At 35.7% G+C, this 16,915-nt stretch carries 15 protein-coding genes; 8 read left to right on the top strand and 7 right to left on the bottom strand.

Annotated features, from left to right (window positions below):
- Positions 1 to 7: 7 nt before the first annotated feature.
- The 8 genes from AB674_RS09910 (at position 8) to AB674_RS09875 (ending at position 9,235) form a co-directional block, all read left to right on the top strand.
- Positions 8 to 2,395, top strand: coding sequence for a heavy metal translocating P-type ATPase (locus AB674_RS09910; RefSeq protein ID WP_047776154.1), 2,388 nt, complete (start codon positions 8 to 10; stop codon positions 2,393 to 2,395).
- Positions 2,396 to 2,509: 114 nt separating this feature from the next.
- Positions 2,510 to 2,701 (top strand): cbb3-type cytochrome oxidase assembly protein CcoS, encoded by a 192-nt coding sequence (gene ccoS, locus AB674_RS09905; RefSeq protein ID WP_047776152.1) that lies wholly within the window; start codon positions 2,510 to 2,512, stop codon positions 2,699 to 2,701.
- 2 nt (positions 2,702 to 2,703) lie between these two features.
- Positions 2,704 to 4,893: a cytochrome-c oxidase, cbb3-type subunit I gene (gene ccoN, locus AB674_RS09900; RefSeq protein WP_047776150.1), complete on the top strand. Its 2,190-nt coding sequence runs from the start codon at positions 2,704 to 2,706 to the stop codon at positions 4,891 to 4,893.
- A 5-nt stretch (positions 4,894 to 4,898) separates the two neighbouring features.
- A complete protein-coding gene (locus AB674_RS09895) occupies positions 4,899 to 5,093 on the top strand; it encodes a cytochrome c oxidase subunit IV (RefSeq protein WP_047776148.1) in 195 nt (64 codons plus the stop codon).
- A 1-nt stretch (position 5,094) separates the two neighbouring features.
- Positions 5,095 to 6,030: a cbb3-type cytochrome c oxidase N-terminal domain-containing protein gene (locus AB674_RS09890; RefSeq protein ID WP_047776147.1), complete on the top strand. Its 936-nt coding sequence runs from the start codon at positions 5,095 to 5,097 to the stop codon at positions 6,028 to 6,030.
- A 13-nt stretch (positions 6,031 to 6,043) separates the two neighbouring features.
- Entirely contained in the window at positions 6,044 to 7,462 is a 1,419-nt protein-coding gene (ccoG, locus tag AB674_RS09885; RefSeq protein ID WP_047776145.1) for a cytochrome c oxidase accessory protein CcoG, read from the top strand.
- Between the two features lie 610 nt (positions 7,463 to 8,072).
- On the top strand, positions 8,073 to 8,522 hold the full coding sequence (locus tag AB674_RS09880; protein ID WP_047776144.1) for a FixH family protein: 450 nt from the start codon (positions 8,073 to 8,075) through the stop codon (positions 8,520 to 8,522).
- An 11-nt stretch (positions 8,523 to 8,533) separates the two neighbouring features.
- Complete coding sequence (locus AB674_RS09875; protein WP_047776142.1) at positions 8,534 to 9,235, top strand: sulfite exporter TauE/SafE family protein; 702 nt, start codon at positions 8,534 to 8,536, stop codon at positions 9,233 to 9,235.
- 2 nt (positions 9,236 to 9,237) lie between these two features.
- Here AB674_RS09875 and hemN read toward each other — a convergent pair whose 3' ends face one another.
- From hemN to msrB, 7 genes are all read right to left on the bottom strand, one after another.
- Positions 9,238 to 10,602: an oxygen-independent coproporphyrinogen III oxidase gene (gene hemN, locus AB674_RS09870; RefSeq protein ID WP_047776140.1), complete on the bottom strand. Its 1,365-nt coding sequence runs from the start codon at positions 10,600 to 10,602 to the stop codon at positions 9,238 to 9,240.
- Positions 10,603 to 10,726: 124 nt separating this feature from the next.
- Positions 10,727 to 11,197: a hypothetical protein gene (locus tag AB674_RS09865; RefSeq protein ID WP_047776139.1), complete on the bottom strand. Its 471-nt coding sequence runs from the start codon at positions 11,195 to 11,197 to the stop codon at positions 10,727 to 10,729.
- A gap of 109 nt (positions 11,198 to 11,306) precedes the next feature.
- Positions 11,307 to 11,654, bottom strand: a complete 348-nt coding sequence (locus AB674_RS09860; protein ID WP_047776137.1) for a hypothetical protein — start codon at positions 11,652 to 11,654, stop codon at positions 11,307 to 11,309.
- Positions 11,655 to 12,147: 493 nt separating this feature from the next.
- Complete coding sequence (locus tag AB674_RS09855) at positions 12,148 to 12,570, bottom strand: DoxX family protein (protein ID WP_047776135.1); 423 nt, start codon at positions 12,568 to 12,570, stop codon at positions 12,148 to 12,150.
- 121 nt (positions 12,571 to 12,691) lie between these two features.
- Entirely contained in the window at positions 12,692 to 14,320 is a 1,629-nt protein-coding gene (locus tag AB674_RS09850) for an acyl-CoA carboxylase subunit beta (RefSeq protein ID WP_047776134.1), read from the bottom strand.
- Positions 14,321 to 14,480: 160 nt separating this feature from the next.
- Positions 14,481 to 15,479, bottom strand: a complete 999-nt coding sequence (gene lpxD, locus AB674_RS09845; protein ID WP_047776132.1) for a UDP-3-O-(3-hydroxymyristoyl)glucosamine N-acyltransferase — start codon at positions 15,477 to 15,479, stop codon at positions 14,481 to 14,483.
- 915 nt (positions 15,480 to 16,394) lie between these two features.
- Positions 16,395 to 16,841: a peptide-methionine (R)-S-oxide reductase MsrB gene (msrB, locus tag AB674_RS09840; RefSeq protein ID WP_047776131.1), complete on the bottom strand. Its 447-nt coding sequence runs from the start codon at positions 16,839 to 16,841 to the stop codon at positions 16,395 to 16,397.
- Positions 16,842 to 16,915: the final 74 nt, after the last annotated feature.

Below are 16,915 nucleotides of genomic sequence, written 5' to 3'. Positions count from 1 at the left end.
ACAAATTATGAAGGAGCAAGGGTGTTTTCATTGCGGATTAACCATTTCTAAAGACGAAGAGATCAATTTTGATGAAAAAAAGTTTTGTTGCAAAGGCTGTCAGACTGTTTACGAAATTTTCAGCGTTCATAATCTAACCTCTTATTATGATTTTGAAAAAGCACCGGGAGCTACACCGCAAGATATTCAGGGCAAATATGATTTCCTGGAAAATGAAGCCATACTATCTAAACTACTAGAATTTCAGGAAGGAAATACCGCTATTGTATCCTTAAGTATTCCGCACATCCATTGTAGTTCGTGTATTTGGATTCTGGAAAACCTCAATAGGATGCAACCCAGAATCAGTAACTCGCAAGTTAATTTTCCGGACAAGAAAGTTCGAATTACCTTTAATTCTGAACTCGTTTCTCTTAAAACTATCGTTTACCTGTTAAGCTCAATAGGATATGAACCTTATATAAGTTTAGAAAACTATGAAACCGGAAAAAATAATGTAGATCGTAGTCTTACTTATAAATTAGGGGTTGCCTTCTTTTGTTTTGGAAACATTATGTTACTGTCATTTCCGGAGTATTTCGAAATAAAGGAATTTTGGTTAGACAATTACAAACCATTTTTCAGGGTTTTGATTTTGATTTTATCATTGCCCAGTTTTTTATATTCAGCAAGTGGTTATTATGTTTCGGCTTATAAAAGTATAAAGGCCGGAATGTTAAATATTGATATTCCAATAGCCCTGGGTATTATTGTAATGTTCATCCGAAGCACTTTTGATATTGTAATGGATTATGGTTCAGGTTTCTTTGATAGTTTAACGGGGCTGGTTTTCTTTATGCTCCTGGGGAAAATGTTTCAGATTAAAACCTATAGTTTTTTAAGTTTTGAAAGAGATTTTAAATCCTATTTTCCGATCGCCGTCACCCGAATTGATGCTGACGGATCTGAAGAAAGTGTTCCGGTTTATGATATCGTAGAAGGCAATAGATTAATAATCAGAAATCAGGAATTGATCCCCGTTGATGGTATTTTGATTAGTGAAAAAGCTGAGATCGATTATAGTTTTGTTACGGGTGAAGCCATTCCGATTACCAAAAAATCAGGGGATAAAGTTTTTGCCGGAGGAAAACAAATCGGGAAAGTCATCGAAATGGAAGTTTTACATTCGGTTTCACAAAGTTACCTGACACAATTATGGAGCAATGAGATTTTTCAGAAAAAGGTACTGCAGCAACATAAAACCATTACGGATACGATTAGTCGTTATTTTACGCCGATATTATTAGTAATTGCAATGGCAGGTTTTGGATATTGGATCGCTATTGATGCAAACATTGCTTTTAATGTCTTTACGGCGGTGCTTATCGTAGCATGCCCTTGCGCCCTGGCACTGACAGCGCCTTTTACTTTTGGGAATATCCTCAGGATTTTAGGAAAACAAAAATTCTATCTCAAAAATGCGCTGGTAATTGAGCAGCTGGCAAAAGTAGATACCATAGTTTTTGATAAAACGGGGACGATCACCACCAGTAAAAAGGCAAATATCAAGTATGACGGGAAGTCAATTTCAGAAGAAAATAATGCACTTATAAAAAATGTACTTCGTGCATCAAATCACCCGTTATGCCGAATGTTGTATGACTTTTTACCTGAAAATAAAAAAACTAAAATCGATGATTTCTGCGAAATAACCGGAAAAGGAATTCAGGCCTCAGTTGCTAATAAGGTAATCAGGATAGGTTCAGCAGTATTTCTTGACGTTCCTGTTTCCGAAGAGACGCAGACCGGGAAAACTTCGCTTCATATCGAAATTGACGGTATTTATTATGGCAGATTTACATTTCAAAATCAATATCGGGAGGGTTTAGAAAAATTGTTTTTAGCATTAAGCAAAAAGTGTCAGATAAAAGTACTTTCGGGTGATAATGATGGTGAAAGAGCCAATTTAGAAGCAATCCTGCCGGAAAATACAGAATTGGTTTTTAATCAAAAACCCGAGCAGAAATTAGAATTCATTAAACAACTCCAGGAAAAAGGGCAAAACGTGATGATGGTTGGCGATGGTTTGAATGATGCAGGTGCTTTGGTGCAAAGTGATATCGGAGTTTCAATCTCAGAGAATGTGAATGTTTTTTCCCCCGCCTGCGATGCCATTTTAGATGCGTCGGAGTTCGCCCGCTTAGGTTATTTTTTAAAACTTTCGAAAAAATCTATTCTTATTATAAAGATGAGTTTTGCTTTATCCTTACTCTATAATATTATTGGTTTATCTTTTGCTGTTACGGGCAATCTCCTTCCTTTAGTGGCGGCTATAATTATGCCTTTAAGTACGATTACTATAGTTGGATTTGTAACTTTTGCTACTAACTATTTTAGTGCTAAGAATCTACGGTAAACTAAAAATATACGGAAGGTATTTTTATAAAGTCAACATTCCTCCCTTACCATGATAAATATCATTTTTTATACGCTCGTTACACAATAATTTTGGTAACATAAAATTTAGAGTATGAGTGTCATTTATCTACTAATTACAGTAAGTATTTTCGTAGCAATTGGATTCTTTATTGCTTTTATCGTTGCTGTCAAATCCGGACAATACGACGATGATTATACCCCCTCGGTCAGAATGCTTTTTGACGATGAGACCAATATTACCCCCAAAAAGAATAAATCAAATACAGAAGAAAAACAAGTATAATTATGGAAATGGAACAGTTTTATTACGACAACAAAATTGTAAAGAAGTTCATTTACGCTACGATCCTTTTTGGAGTCGTAGGGATGTTAGTAGGACTGACCTTAGCGGTTATGTACCTCTTTCCCAATATAACAGACGGGATTTCCTGGCTGAGTTACGGGAGATTAAGACCTTTGCACACCAATGCGGTTATTTTTGCCTTTGTAGGTAACGCCTTTTTTGCAGGGATGTATTATTCGCTGCAACGATTGCTGAAAGCCAGAATGTTTAGCGACTTTTTAAGTAATCTTCATTTCTGGGGATGGCAGCTTATTATCGTTGCTGCTGCAATTACGCTGCCGTTAGGGTATACTTCTTCAAAAGAATATGCAGAGCTCGAATGGCCAATTGATATTGCTATTGCGCTTATTTGGGTTGTAATGGGGATTAATATGATTGGTACGATGTTGCGTCGTAGAGAACGTCATTTGTATGTAGCCATTTGGTTTTATCTGGCCACATTTGTTACCGTTGCCGTATTGCATATTTTCAACAATATCGAAATTCCGGTTTCAGCCTTAAAAAGTTATTCTGTTTACGCGGGTGTTCAGGACGCTTTAGTACAGTGGTGGTACGGACATAATGCCGTGGCCTTTTTCCTTACAACGCCATTTTTAGGATTAATGTATTATTTCGTTCCGAAAGTAGCTAACAGACCTGTTTACTCGTATCGCTTATCAATTATACATTTCTGGTCTTTAATATTTATCTATATCTGGGCAGGACCACACCACTTGTTATACTCTGCTTTACCAAACTGGGCACAAAATTTAGGAGTTGCATTCTCTGTAATGCTTATTGCCCCATCATGGGGAGGTATGATCAACGGACTTTTAACATTAAGAGGAGCATGGGATAAAGTTCGTGAAGAACCGGTTTTAAAATTCTTTGTAGTCGCCATTACAGGATACGGTATGGCAACCTTTGAAGGACCAATGTTATCGTTTAAAAATGTAAACGCCATTGCACACTATACAGACTGGATTATCGCCCACGTACACGTTGGAGCTTTAGCATGGAATGGGTTTATGTCATTTGGTATCATTTATTGGTTAATTCCAAGAATGACAAAAAGCACTTTGTTTTCAAATAAATTAGCAAACTTCCATTTCTGGATTGGCACTTTAGGGATTATCCTGTACACCGTTCCGATGTATGTAGCCGGTTTTCTTCAAGCCTCTATGTGGAAACAATTTAATCCGGACGGGACTTTAACTTACGGAAATTTCCTGGAAACCGTTACGCAAATTATGCCAATGTACTGGATGAGAGCCATTGGAGGTACCTTGTATTTGATTGGTATGCTAACCTTGGTTTATAATATCATCATGACAGTGAGAGCCGGTCAACCAGTGGAAGACGAATTAGCTCAGGCTCCTGCTTTACAGGTAATAAACAGCAATAGACTTAGCGGAGAAAAATTCCACTCTTGGCTAGAAAGAAAACCAATCCAGCTAACCATTTTAGCTACGATCGCTATTTTAATAGGAGGAGTTATTCAGATTGTGCCAACGATTATGGTAAAATCAAATATACCTACGATAAGCAGTGTGAAACCATATAGTCCGTTGGAACTGGAAGGACGTGATTTATACATTCGTGAAGGTTGTGTTGGTTGTCATTCTCAATCCGTTCGTCCGTTTAGAAGTGAAGTCGAACGTTACGGACCACAAGCCAAAGCCGGAGAATTTGTCTACGACCATCCATTTCTTTGGGGATCAAAACGTACAGGACCTGATTTGTTGAGAGTGGGAGGAAAATATAACGACAACTGGCATTTCAATCACTTTTGGAATCCACAAAGTACTTCGGCAGGATCAATTATGCCGGGTTACAAATGGTTGTTTGATAACAAACCAATGGATACTTCTTTAATTGAAACGAAAATGAAAGCCATGGTTTCGCTGGGTGTTCCTTATAGCGATGCCGATGTAGCCAATGCGCAAAAGACTTTGAGAACGCAAGCAATAGCGATCGAGTACAATCTAAAAAGCGATCCTGATTTTGTAAAAAGTTACGAAGACAGTAAGAAGAAAGCAGCTGCAAAAGGCGAAAAATTCGTTCCTATGAACGAAAGAGAAATTGTAGCGCTGATTGCTTACATCCAAAGACTGGGTACAGATATTAAAGTAAAAGAAACTGCCAAAAACTAAGCGTTATGTTCGAACAAATTAAACACAACATGGAAAACATATCGGGTATCGAAATTTACCCGATACTTTCCCTCCTGATATTCTTTTTCTTTTTTGTGGGTTTGGCCCTTTGGGTTTTCTCCTATAAAAAAGAAAAAATTAGAGAAATGAGTGCAATCCCTTTAGATGAAGGACTTTGTGTAATATCAAAAGACAAATAAAATGAAAAAGTTTTTCCCCGTATATCTAAGAGTCCCCGTGATTTTCTTTATCGTTTTCGGTTTGATGGAGTATTTTATTGATTCAGGAGATAGGCCCGCTTTTGTAAAATATCCGATGGTTACTGTTTTTCTACTGGTCTTTTTATTCATTTTAATTGCAATAGAAATTACACTAAGTGCTGTAAATCGGGTCTTGTTTCAATTATTGTCTCCCGAAGAAAAAGCAAAAATAGAGTATGAAAAGAGTCTGCCGCTGACAGAAAGCAATTGGTACAAAAACTTAATGCAAAAATTGACCGAGACTCAACCCATAGAAAAAGAGGGTGACTTATTGATGGATCATGATTATGACGGAATCAAAGAGCTTGATAATAATTTGCCACCCTGGTGGGTCTATTTGTTCTATATCTGTGTCATTTTCGGAGTAATATATGTCGCCCGATATGAATTGTTTGGTGGTGACGATCAGGAAACGGAGCTAAAAATGGAGATGGCTCAGGCTAAAATTGATGTAGAAGAATACCTAAAGACTGCCCCCGATTTAATGGATGAAAAAACAGTTGTCCTGCTTACAGATGCACCAAGTCTCGATGCCGGAAAAGAGATTTTTACCAACAACTGTGCCGCTTGCCACCGTGCTGATGGAGGTGGGCAAATTGGACCAAACCTGACAGATAATCAGTGGATATTGGGTGGAGGAATTAAAAATTTATTTCACACCATAACCAACGGCGGACGTGACGGAAAAGGAATGATTTCCTGGAAAGGAACTTTAAAACCTAAAGAAATTCAAAAAGTAGCCAGTTATATTTTGTCTTTACAAGGAAGCAATCCAAAAGACCCGAAAGAATCAGAGGGTGAAATTTGGGTAGATGAAGCGGCTCCCAAAAAAGAAGCAGCGGTTGCTAAAGCCGCAGACAGTACGCAAGTTAAATAATAAAAGAAATACCATGTCAAATTTACCGGACGAAACATTTAGAGATACCATTGGAACTATTGATGAAGGTGGTAAAAGGAAGTTTATTTTTCCTAAGAAACCGTCGGGTAAATTTTATGAGTATAGAAAATGGGTTAGCTATGTGTTATTAGCCATTTTAATAGCTAACCCATTTATAAAAATAAACGGAAATCAATTTATGATGTTCAATGTTTTGGAACGTCGGTTTACTATTTTCGGATTTCCATTTTGGCCACAGGATTTTTATCTTTTTGTGATCTCCATGCTGGTCGGTATCGTTTTTATTATTCTGTTTACCGTGGTCTTTGGAAGGATTTTTTGCGGTTGGATTTGTCCGCAGACCATATTTCTCGAGATGGTTTTTCGTCGGATCGAATATTGGATTGATGGAGATCGTGGCGCTCAGTTGCGATTGTCAAAACAAGAATGGAATGCTGAAAAAATTCGCAAAAGAGTTTTAAAATGGATCGTCTTTTTTCTAATCTCTTTTGGAATTGCAAATGTCTTTCTGGCGTATTTAGTAGGGAGTGATACCTTGTTTTTAATGATTGAACAAGGACCTCTTGAACAGGCCAGTAACTTTATTGCGTTGCTGATTTTTACAGCGGTGTTTTATTTTGTTTTTGTCTGGTTTCGTGAGCAGGTTTGTATCATTGCGTGCCCTTATGGTCGTTTGCAAGGAGTACTTTTAGACAATAAATCAATAAATGTGGCCTATGATTTTGTTCGTGGCGAAAAAGAAACCGGCAGAGCAAAATTCAGTAAAAAAGAAGACAGAGCGACCATAGGAAAAGGAGATTGTATTGATTGTCATCAATGTGTTCATGTTTGCCCAATGGGAATTGATATCAGAAACGGCACTCAGTTAGAATGTACCAATTGTACTGCCTGTATTGACGAATGCGATACTATAATGGAAACGGTAGGTTTGCCGAAAGGACTTATCAGATACGCTTCTGAGGATGAAATTGAGAAAAAAGCACCTTTTAAATTTACCGCCAGAATGAAAGGCTACACCGCCGTTTTATTGATATTGTTGAGTGTTTTTGTTGGAATGTTATTTTTAAGAACAGATGTTCAGGCGATTGTTTTGAGACTTCCTGGACAGCTTTTTCAGCACAAAGGCGATAAAATAAGTAATGTGTATACTTATAAGATTGTAAACAAAACGATGAAAGAGTATCCCTATATCCATTTTGAGCTCATAGACCAAAAAGGAGCAATTAAAAACGTCGGAAAGCAACATTTTAAAGTATTGAAAGAAGGAATTTCGCAAGGAACTCTTTTTATAGAAATTGACAAAACACTTTTAGAAAGCGACAAAACTAAAGTCAAAATTGGAATTTATAACGGAAATCAGTTACTGGAAACAGCCACGACAAATTTTTTGGGACCACGAAGTTTTAATTAATTCAAGTTTTGGTGGCTTATCCCTAAAATGAAACAAGTTATACCTCGTTTTCTGAATGGTAATACTGTAAGAATTAAGAATTAAAAATTAAAGATTAAAAATTAAAAGATTTATAAAAGGATCATTATGAATTGCCTACAGCTTTAGCTGTAGAAATGTTGTTGGGATTAAAAATAAAATGGCTTTAGCCAAAATATACCGTAATTCTTTAGGCTAAAGCACAATGCCATCAAGTAAAGAATCATCAAAAAAAGTTTCACGCAGATTGAAGCAGATTGAAATAAAAAAAATCCGCAAAATCCGCAAAATCTGCGTAAAAAAAAACCTCTTAACTCAATGACATCGTACTTTAGCCCAACGTCATCAAGTTAAGAATCATCAAAAAAAGTCTCACGCAGATTTAAGCAGATTGAAATAAAAAAAATCCGCAGAATCTGCAAAATCTGCGTGAAAAAAATCTCTTTACTCAATGACATCGTACTTTAGCCCAACGTCATCAAGTAAAGAATCATCAAAAAAAGTCTCACGCAGATTTAGGCAGATTGAAACAAAAAAAATCCGCAGAATCCGCAAAATCTGCGTGAAAAAAAATAATTAAAATAATACTACCATGAAAATCAATTGGGGAACAGGAATAGTAATCGCGTTTGGATTATTTATGACCTTTATTTTATATTTTGTTTTTGAAGTACAATCGAATAGTAAATACGATAACGATCTGGTTGTCGAGGAATATTACAAACACGATTCGCATTTTCAGGACGAGATGGCAAGAATTCAGAATGCCCATGATCTAAAGAATAAACCTTCTATGATTTATACCGCTGAGGGTTTAAAAATAGCTTTTCCGAATACATTTGAAAATGAAAAAATAAAAGGAAATGTACTATTGTATCGACCATCAAACAAGAAATTTGATTTTGATACAGAAATCGCCTTGACCAATAATGCATTGTTAATTCCGCAGAAAAAATTAATCAAAGGACGCTGGGATGTCCATATGGAATGGCAGTATAATGGAATAAAATACTTGTCAAAAGAAGTGATTTATGTCAATTAATACGAAGCAAGATGTTATATTCAGCTTTTATATTCGGACTCATCAGTAGTTTTCACTGCATAGGAATGTGCGGCCCGATTGCGATGATGTTACCTGTAGATCGTACCAATGAAGCCAAAAAGAGCGCCCAGATTATGACCTATCACTTGGGGCGATTAACAGCTTATGCCATTATAGGATTACTATTTGGACTACTGGGAAGAGTTTTCTTTTTGGCAGGATTACAGCAAAAAATGTCCATTTTTATAGGTGTCGCCATGATACTTGTGGTTTTGATTCCGGAGAAAACAATTTCTAAATACAATTTTTCGAAACCCGTTTACAAAATCATTTCAAAAATAAAATCAAGTTTAGGAAGTCATTTTAAAAACAAGAGTTACAAATCCCTTTTTCTAATCGGTTTATTAAACGGATTCCTGCCTTGCGGAATGGTTTATGTGGCTTTATTTGGAGCAATGGCCATGCAAAGTGCCGGTTTAGGAGTTTTGTATATGCTTTTGTTTGGACTGGGTACAGTGCCGTTAATGACCCTTGTAGTGTACATCAACTCGATAATTACGGTATCCTTCAGAAACAGAATTCAGAAAGTCATTCCGTACGTAGCGGTGCTTATTGGAGTTTTGTTTATCTTAAGGGGTTTGGGGCTCGGAATTCCGTACCTGTCACCATCAAATATGAGTTTATTTGTACAGCAAACGCCCAATTGTCATTAAACTTAAATGGTCATCGAAAACAAGTTTGTTTCCGGTGACTTTCTTTTTAAATGCAGATCAAAAGCCATACAAATATTGCGAACAAAAGGTTTTCCGGCTTCCGTAATTTTTATTCTGTACTCTTCTATTACAATTAAATGATCTCTTTCCATCTCTTTCAAATCAAATAAAACAGCGGGAAGTTCTTTAAAATAGCCTGTTTTATTATTCCAGGAAGTTTCAAATTCACAGGTAAGATTTAAAATATGTTTTCTAATTGTCAGATCTTCATCAGTAAGAACATGCCCTTTAACAACAGGCAATTTATCCCATTCCAACAATTGGTAATAATCTTCCAGATTCTTGGTGTTTTGAGCAAAACTGTACCAACTGTCACTAATAGAAGAAACGCCCAATCCAATCATGAGTTGGGTTTTAGAAGCGCTATATCCCATAAAGTTTCGGTGTAATTGGTTGCTTTGCGAAGCCTTATACAAACTATCTGTTTTTAAAGCAAAATGATCCATACCAATTTCGTGATAGCCATTTTCAGAAAGTAATTGTTTTCCAATCTCATACAGTTGTCGTTTTTCGGCATCTTTTGGGAGGTTTTCATCATTAAAACCACGTTGGCCATTCCCTTTTATCCACGGCACGTGAGCATAGCTGTAAAAAGCCAATCGGTCCGGTTTTAGAGAATTTGTTTTTTCGACCGTATCAATTATGTTTTCCACATTCTGAAAAGGCAATCCAAAGATCAAATCGTGGCTAATAGAAGTATATCCGATTTCTTTTGCCCAAAACGATACTTTGGCTACGTTATGAAAAGGCTGAATGCGGTGAATTGCTTTCTGCACTTTTTCTGCATAATCCTGAACACCAAAACTAACCCTGCGAAAACCTAATTCATATAATTTTTTGAGTTGTTCGTAAGTTGTATTGTTGGGATGGCCTTCAAAGCTAAATTCATAATGATCTGCTTTATTGGCAAAAGAGAAAATTCCGTTGATGAGGTGTTCTAAATTGTTTACAGAAAAAAAAGTGGGCGTACCTCCTCCCAAGTGTATTTCTTTTATAAGTGGTTTTTCTGTGAAAAGTTTGCAATACAAACTCCACTCTTTTAAAAGTGCTTTTATATACGTTTCTTCAACCGTATGATTTTTTGTGATTCGTTTGTTGCAACCGCAAAAAGTACACATGCTTTCGCAAAAAGGGAGATGGATATACAAACTAATTCCGTTTTGGGTATTACTTTCTGAAAAGGCTTTTTGAAACGACTCTATCCATTTTTGTTCTGTAAAATCAGACTCATTCCAATACGGAACAGTAGGGTAACTGGTATATCTTGGACCGGGAACATTGTATTTCTGTGTGAGTGAAATTTTCATAAAAATGGATTTTCGATTTATCAAAATTAAGGAGCGAGGCCAACATATAAAATGATAAATGTCATACGACCGGCACAAAAAAAGAGGCTCAATTGAGCCTCTTCGGTGAATTAAATAACTAACATTAAATAGAATCCTGAATGATTTTAAGCCATTTTTTTGCAAACTGCTGATCTTGATAAGCACTTATTTGTTTGATGCGATCGTCATCAAAATCATAGAATGGAATTGTAATTTTTTTGGAGGTTTCTTTTTCCTGAAACTCAAAATCGATTTTCAAGATGGTATCTGAACCGGATTCAGTAGTCGGAACCAATTTACAGGAAGAAATGTTTTTTAAATCCACGTAGGTAGATTCCTGTTGATTTGGATTGAAATTCATCAAAATAAATTTCCCGTTTTTCTGATCAATAGTAAGCGTTTTATTGTTTTGAGATTCCGTTAAATCGAAGTCCTGTGGGTGATTTGGGTTGAATCTTTTTTTTATGTCTAAAATTTTTGCTTTGTTTACGGCATTTGTTCTTGCAGAAAAATATATAGGGATGGCTACTATGATCGCAATCACAATACCAATAATAGTTACACTTGTATCCATTTTGTTTTTGAAGTTTAATTGAATGAAATAGTTAAACCGCTTTCATAAGGAAAACCGTTTAATGATTGGAGAAGAACGAACTTCTTCCGTTTGAAATTTCAAAAATTAATTACCAAAAATGATGGAAAGGATAGAGTAGAAGTAGTATTCTTTTACTCTGATTTAAATGTTGATTAGCAAAATTGGATGCTGATTTTACGGCCTGATGTCTTGGAATGGGCATCAATATAGCATCAAACCATTTAACTATGTTTGGATAGTTGGTTTTGATATTTGCAACAAATTGATAGCTTGCCTGAGGTTGTATGAAAGCTAAAGAATCAGGTGATTCCATAGAGAACGCAGGATCTCTTTTCTCCGTTTGAGTTTTTTCAACAGTAATTTCATTCCCCTGACAAGCAAAGAAACTTATAATTAAAAGTGAAAAAAAGATAATGGTTCTGCGAATCCCGTTCATAGCGGCGAATTTAATTCATAAAAGACAATTAAAGAAATTTTAAAGAATTAATTAACGCTAAAGAAAGGTGTTATTATTTTATCCTCAACAGTTTTGCGATACAATTGAGGATAAAACAATATTATTTTTGCATTTTGAAATAATAATCAGCCGAGTGTTTTCCGCCTCCGTAGAACAAAAAGAAAATGCAAACTAATAAAACGACTATGGCTACAGTCAGATTTTCAGAGTGCCTATTTTATTGTCAATACCGAGTATTGATATTAAAATTTTCCTTTCCATTGCAACTAATTAATCCGGATTTGAATAGCCGTTGGTTTTAACCAACGGTCGTATATGTTTACGTCAAAAGGCTTTAGCCAAAAACCTTAAGTGTAAAGTTTTGGCTAAAGCCTGCATTATTGTCCTTTTTAAATCCGTTGGTTAAAACCAATGGCTATTCAAAAATACCTTTTTAATGATTTTTTTGAATATTCTCTAAATGAACTATAGGTTATTTTTGCATTTTGAAATAATAATCAGCCGAGTGTTTTCCGCCTCCGTAGAACAAAAAGAAAATACAAACTAATAAAACGACTATGGCTACAGTCAGATTTTCAGAGTGCATATGTCCCATGGAATTTACGAGAACAGCTCCAAATAGTATGGGTAATTGCGCGGCAATTGCCCAACGGGTGAGTAATCCAAAGAAAATCATGATTCCTCCAATCATATGGGCTGGCGCAATATAATGTAAGAGAAACATTCCGCCTCCAAATTGGTCAATTGGTGAAATCAAATCATGCAGATATTGAACATTGGTTACAAATGAAATTCCTTTCATAAATAAAAAAATGCCCAATACAATACGTATTAAATCTACTGGCAAATAAGTGTGCGAATTAGCCCATTTATTCAAGCTTTTTACATTTTCCATGATGTTACCTGATTAAAAATTACACACTAAGTTACTAATTTTTAATTAGATAAATATTTTTAAGGGACTTAAAATAAGTTTTTTACTTTTAATTTAACGTATTTTAAGAATCCCTTAAAAGTTATACCTGAATTACACCCAAATTAAATGGTTTTTGAATAGGAGCATGATTGGCAGCCTCAATTCCCATAGAAATCCATGTACGGGTATCTAAAGGGTCAATAATGGCATCTGTCCATAATCTCGAAGCAGCGTAATATGGAGACGTCTGTTCGTCGTAGCGTGCTTTTATTTTGGTAAACAATTCTGTTTCTTTGGCTTCATCTACAATCTCTCCTTTAGCTTTAAGCGAAGAGGCTTCAATTTGAGCCAATACTTTTGCGGCCTGAGTTCCGCCCATAACGGCAAGTTCCGCACTTGGCCAGGCAAAAATCAATCTTGGATCATAGGCTTTTCCACACATGGCATAATTTCCGGCTCCATATGAGTTACCCACAATTACGGTAAATTTCGGAACTACTGAATTACTCACAGCATTTACCATTTTCGCGCCGTCTTTTATAATTCCGCCATGTTCTGATTTTGATCCAACCATAAAACCGGTCACATCTTGTAAAAAGACAAGGGGAATTTTCTTCTGGTTGCAATTGGCAATAAAACGGGTTGCTTTATCGGCACTATCAGAGTAGATAACCCCTCCAAATTGCATTTCTCCTTTTTTGGTTTTAACTACTTTTCTTTGATTGGCTACAATACCAACTGCCCAACCATCGATTCTCGCATAGCCGGTGATCAAAGATTGTCCATAACCATCTTTATAAGCTTCAAATTCAGAATTGTCAACCAGACGATTGATGATTTCCATCATGTCATATTGTTCGTTTCTGGCTTTTGGCAGGATTCCGTAAATATCTTTTGGTTCTAAAGCAGGTTTTTCGGCTTTGATACGACTGTATCCGGCTTTATCAAAATCACCTATTTTATCTACGATGTTTTTTATTTTATCTAAGGCATCGGCATCATCTTTTGCTTTATAATCGGTTACACCCGAAATTTCGCAATGTGTTGTTGCGCCACCCAAAGTTTCATTATCGATCGTTTCACCAATGGCCGCTTTTACCAGGTAGCTTCCGGCAAGAAAAATACTTCCGGTTTTGTCTACAATTAGAGCTTCATCACTCATAATTGGCAGATAGGCACCACCGGCTACACAACTGCCCATTACGGCAGCTATTTGGGTAATTCCCATACTGCTCATTTGAGCGTTATTTCTAAAAATACGTCCAAAATGTTCTTTATCAGGAAAAATTTCATCTTGTAATGGCAGATAAACACCGGCACTGTCCACCAAATAGATGATAGGTAATCTGTTTTCCATTGCGATTTCCTGAGCGCGTAAGTTTTTCTTTCCTGTAATAGGAAACCAGGCACCTGCTTTTACAGTAGCATCATTGGCCACCACAATGCATTGTTTTCCTCTTATGTATCCTATTTTGATAACCACACCACCGGAAGGACAGCCTCCATGTTCGGCATACATTCCGTCTCCGACAAATCCTCCGATTTCGATACTTTTAGCATTTTCATCCAGTAAATAATCGATACGTTCGCGGGCTGTCATTTTGCCTTCTGCATGAAGTTTTGCAATTCGCTTTTCACCTCCCCCTAATTTGACTTTAGCAAATCTGTGTTTTAATTCAGAAAGTAGTAATTTATTGTGATCTTCGTTTTTATTGAAGTTTAAATCCATAAGAAATTGATTTTTTTACAAAATAGTCTGCGCTAATTTACAAAATCAATTGAAATAAACTATTATGGATTTAAAATTGAAATTTGATTTCTTTTTTGTAAATAAAGAGCAAAAAAAAACAGGAGCGAACTCCTGTTTAGTATATGTATAAATCGTACGATTATTTTTTAGATTCGCAAACCAATCTTTTTAGGATTGCCCATTGTTTTAGAGCATCACGAGCTTCTACAGCAGGATAACCCAACATTGTTTTTCCGGCAGGGATATCTCCAACAACTCCGGAACCGGCACCTACAATGGCTCCGTCACCGATAGTGGTGTGGTCTTTAATAGAGGCACTACCGCCAATTATTACGCCGTTACCAAGGGTTACAGAACCTGCTAAACCACTGTTTCCGGCCATAATACAAAATTTACCTAATTTGCTGTTATGTCCGATTTGAACTAAATTATCAATTTTACAACCGTCACCAAGAATGGTTGAACTGAATTTACCACGATCCACACAGGAATTGGCTCCAATTTCAACTCCGTTTCCGATAATTACATTTCCGATTTGTGGAATTTTAACCAATCCTTTCTCCTTACAAGGACGGAATCCGAAACCGTCAGCTCCAATTGTTGCATTTGGATGAATGATACAATCGCTACCAATATGGCAACGCTCGCGCACTACGGTTCCTGACCAGATAACGGTGTTTTTACCGATAGTACATTCGTCTAAAATAGTCACATTTGGATAGATGGTCACATTAGCAGCAATTTCTACTTTTGGACCAATATAACAGCCTGCACCAATTTTACTTCCTTCACCAATAATAGCAGTTTCGTCAATAACCGCAGTTCTGTGGATTTGATTGTGAAATATTGGAGTAGGTGGGGCAAAAAGGGCAAGAATTTGAGACATCGCTAAATCGGCGTTTTTTACTTTTATAAAAGCACGATTATCTCCAGGTTCAATCGAAATATCTTCATTAACAACTGCTATTGAGGCTTTTGAAGCTTCCCATAATTTTTCATATTTTTTATTTCCTATGAAAGAAATTTCAGTAGTTGTTGCTTTTTCCAGTTGCTCTGTTGCAGTTACGCTTTGCGAAGTAGTGCCATAAATTTCACCTTTTATGACTTCGTTAATTTCTTGGATTGAATAGGATTTCATGAATGAATTAAATTGATTGTAGGGGTTATTTTTTGCCAAATAAAATCAATTTGATTCGAATTACCTAATGTTCTTTTTAAGTTTTTTAAATTACTCTCTAAATAATAGTTTAAATATTACAAATTTAATACTAGAACTACTAATTTTTTGATTGTTGTGCAATTTTCAGGTTTGTGTAAATTTTGATTTCGCTGCTGATTTTGTAGTTTAAATATGTAAATCTCAGTAAAAAATAAAAAGAAGAATAAGGTTTTATTTTGTTGGTTATCATGTGTTTATTGTGGGTTGCTTTTGATGTTTTATGCCGTACTACCTGCTTTGTTGTTTCTTTTTTATGAAAAAAGAGAGATCGGAAAAATTACAATTTTCGGTTTTTTGAACTCATTCCGAATTTTGATTTTGATTTTTATTGTAATTCGTTCATAATGAGAGTGAAGCGTAAAATAGTGGCGAAAAAAAGTTTTTTTAGTGATGGGGAGATTGTATGAAAAAATAGTAGTATAAATAGTATGATTTATAAAAACGGAAGAAATGATTTAGCAGCGGATTACTTTTAAAAGCGACTTACAATAATCGTTTACTTTATAAGACTAAAATAAAAAGCGATTCACTTACTACTAAGGAATCGCTATTCTGAATAATTGGTTTGTAAATAATTATCCTTTTTGAATTTTTTACTATTTGATTTGCCTCAAGCTTTGGTTCAATATCATTAAGTTAAGGATTGTCAAAAAAAGTCTCCCACAGATTTTAGCAGATTGAAATAAAAAAAATCCGCAAAATCCGCAAAATCTGCGTGAAAAAACATCTTAACTATATTCCTCAAACTAAAGCAGGAGATTATTCAATAAAATGCTTTTACAGACCTTAAGTTGATTTAGCTTTCGGCATAAGAAAACTTATAACTTGAATTAATTACTCTTTTATTTTAGAAAGAGATATAGCATTGATACAGTAACGCAATCCGCTTGGCTCCGGGCCATCTGGAAAAACGTGTCCTAAATGTCCGTCACAAGTATTACAAACTACCTCAACACGAATCATTCCGTAAGATTTGTCGGCGTTATAAGCGATTGCATTTTCTTTAATCGGTTGCGTAAAGGAGGGCCAGCCTGTTCCTGATTCAAATTTTTCACTGGCATCAAAAAGTAGCGTACCACAACATTTACATTCATAAATTCCGGGATCAAATAAACTGCATAACTCAGAACTAAAAGATCTTTCTGTTCCTTTTAAACGAGTTACCTGATATTCTTCAGCAGTTAGAAGTTGTTTCCATTCTTCTTCTGTTTTTTCCACTCTCTTTTCAGGAGCCGGATTTCCTTTATTTGTAAAACGAATTACATCTGCCCATTTGATCATAAGTAGTTTTTTTTTAAAGTTTCAAGTTTCAAGTTTCAAGTTTCAAGTTTCAGGTTTCAAGTTTCAGGTTTCAA

The organism is Flavobacterium sp. ABG (assembly GCF_001027725.1).
In the GTDB taxonomy this organism is placed as follows: Bacteria; Bacteroidota; Bacteroidia; order Flavobacteriales; family Flavobacteriaceae; genus Flavobacterium; species Flavobacterium cupriresistens.
Note: the sequence above shows the minus strand (reverse complement) of the source record. Positions and strands in the feature narration are given on the sequence as shown.

Bases quoted from the DNA above. Each gene is read 5' to 3' on its own strand.
- AB674_RS09910 (WP_047776154.1), top strand. From the start codon at position 8: ATGAAGGAGCAAGGGTGTTTTCATTGCGGATTAACCATTTCTAAAGAC.
- ccoS (WP_047776152.1), top strand. From the start codon at position 2,510: ATGAGTGTCATTTATCTACTAATTACAGTAAGTATTTTCGTAGCAATT.
- ccoN (WP_047776150.1), top strand. From the start codon at position 2,704: ATGGAAATGGAACAGTTTTATTACGACAACAAAATTGTAAAGAAGTTC.
- AB674_RS09895 (WP_047776148.1), top strand. From the start codon at position 4,899: ATGTTCGAACAAATTAAACACAACATGGAAAACATATCGGGTATCGAA.
- AB674_RS09890 (WP_047776147.1), top strand. From the start codon at position 5,095: ATGAAAAAGTTTTTCCCCGTATATCTAAGAGTCCCCGTGATTTTCTTT.
- ccoG (WP_047776145.1), top strand. From the start codon at position 6,044: ATGTCAAATTTACCGGACGAAACATTTAGAGATACCATTGGAACTATT.
- AB674_RS09880 (WP_047776144.1), top strand. From the start codon at position 8,073: ATGAAAATCAATTGGGGAACAGGAATAGTAATCGCGTTTGGATTATTT.
- AB674_RS09875 (WP_047776142.1), top strand. From the start codon at position 8,534: ATGTTATATTCAGCTTTTATATTCGGACTCATCAGTAGTTTTCACTGC.
- hemN (WP_047776140.1), bottom strand. From the start codon at position 10,602: ATGAAAATTTCACTCACACAGAAATACAATGTTCCCGGTCCAAGATAT.
- AB674_RS09865 (WP_047776139.1), bottom strand. From the start codon at position 11,197: ATGGATACAAGTGTAACTATTATTGGTATTGTGATTGCGATCATAGTA.
- AB674_RS09860 (WP_047776137.1), bottom strand. From the start codon at position 11,654: ATGAACGGGATTCGCAGAACCATTATCTTTTTTTCACTTTTAATTATA.
- AB674_RS09855 (WP_047776135.1), bottom strand. From the start codon at position 12,570: ATGGAAAATGTAAAAAGCTTGAATAAATGGGCTAATTCGCACACTTAT.
- AB674_RS09850 (WP_047776134.1), bottom strand. From the start codon at position 14,320: ATGGATTTAAACTTCAATAAAAACGAAGATCACAATAAATTACTACTT.
- lpxD (WP_047776132.1), bottom strand. From the start codon at position 15,479: ATGAAATCCTATTCAATCCAAGAAATTAACGAAGTCATAAAAGGTGAA.
- msrB (WP_047776131.1), bottom strand. From the start codon at position 16,841: ATGATCAAATGGGCAGATGTAATTCGTTTTACAAATAAAGGAAATCCG.